The organism is Mesorhizobium sp. M4A.F.Ca.ET.020.02.1.1 (assembly GCF_004022645.1).
Classification (GTDB): Bacteria; Pseudomonadota; Alphaproteobacteria; order Rhizobiales; family Rhizobiaceae; genus Mesorhizobium.
The window spans coordinates 1-1,345 of the sequence record NZ_RZOI01001101.1 but is presented as its reverse complement, the minus strand read 5'-3'; the positions used below and the strand labels follow the sequence as shown (position 1 = coordinate 1,345).

Genomic DNA, 1,345 nt, shown 5'->3' with positions numbered 1-1,345 from the left:
GTTCCAGGAAGCTCATCGTCCGGCCATCCTCTTCGACTGGACATAGAGCAGCCAGGTCAGCGGCAGCGACATCGCCACCATGATGAAGGCATAGGGGGCGGCCGAGGCATAATCGATCTCGCCGCTGTAGGACCAGAAGGCCATGGCCAGCGTGCGGGTGCCGTTCGGCGCCAGCATCTGGGTGGCGGTGAGTTCGTTCATGATGCCGAGCGCCACAAGCGCCATGCCGGCGGCGGCACCCGGCGCTGAAAGCCGGATGGTCGTCGACCACAGTGCCTTGAGCGGCGCCCTGCCGAGGCTCGAGGCGGCGCGTTCGAGCTCGACCGGCGCCTGCGCGATCGAAGCCCTGAGGCTGACCAAAGCGCGCGGCAGGAACATCAGCGCGTAGGCGAAGAGGATGGTGAAGAGCGTCTGGTAGAGCGGCATGGCGACGCGCACGGTTATGGTAACCAGCGCCAACGCGATGACGACGCCGGGCAGCGAGCCGACGATATAATTGCAGCCCTCGAGCAGGCGCTGCAGCGGCCCTGGCGCGCGGATCGAAATCCAGGCCATCGGCATGGCGGCGATGGTGGCGAGCAGCGCGCCGGCCATCGCCAGGAACAGCGTCTGGCCGAGTGCCAGGCTGATTTCGTCGAGGCGCCAGACCTCGGCGCCGCCGGCCACGAGCCAGCGGCCGATGGTGATGAAGGGCACGCCCAGCGAAAGCAGCGAGGCGATGGCCGGCAGCGCCAGGCAAGGCAGCGTGGCGCGGCCGAGGCTGGCGCGCCGCTGCTGGCGGGCCGCCCCAGAGCCGACGCGGGCATAGCGCTCCTCGCCGCGCACCAGCACCTCCAGGGCGAGCAGCACGAAGCAGCATGTCACCAGCACGGCGGCGAGCATGTTGGCGGCCGGCCCGTTGAAGGTCGACTGGAACTGGTCGACGATCGCCGTGGTGAAGGTGTCGAACCGGATGAAGACATAGAGGCCGTATTCGGCCAACAGATGCAGGCCGACCAGCAACGAACCGCCGCAAATGGCCAATCTGAGCTGCGGCAGCACGACGCGCGCGAAGACCCGCCACGGACCGAGCCCGAGGGCGGCGGCCGCGTCCTCCAGTGCGGGGTCGAGCCGGCGCAGCGCTGCGGAGATGGGCAGATAGAGGAATGGAAAATAGGCGATGACGGAGACGAGAACGCCGGCCCACAGGCCGTGCAGTCCCGGCACCAGGCTGATCCAGGCATAGGAATGTACGAAGGCCGGAATGGCGAGCGGCGCCACCGACAGCCAGGCCCACAGGCGGGCGCCGGGCCGGTCCCTGCGCTCGGTCAGCCAGGCCAGCGCCCCCGAAAGGACGATGGAGATC

At 68.7% G+C, this 1,345-nt stretch carries 1 protein-coding gene; it reads right to left on the bottom strand.

Going from position 1 to position 1,345, the window contains the following annotated elements; translation table 11 throughout:
- Positions 1 to 12: 12 nt before the first annotated feature.
- Positions 13 to 1,345 (bottom strand): iron ABC transporter permease (locus tag EN742_RS35165; protein ID WP_148670538.1); only part of this gene is annotated, 1,333 nt, incomplete at its 5' end.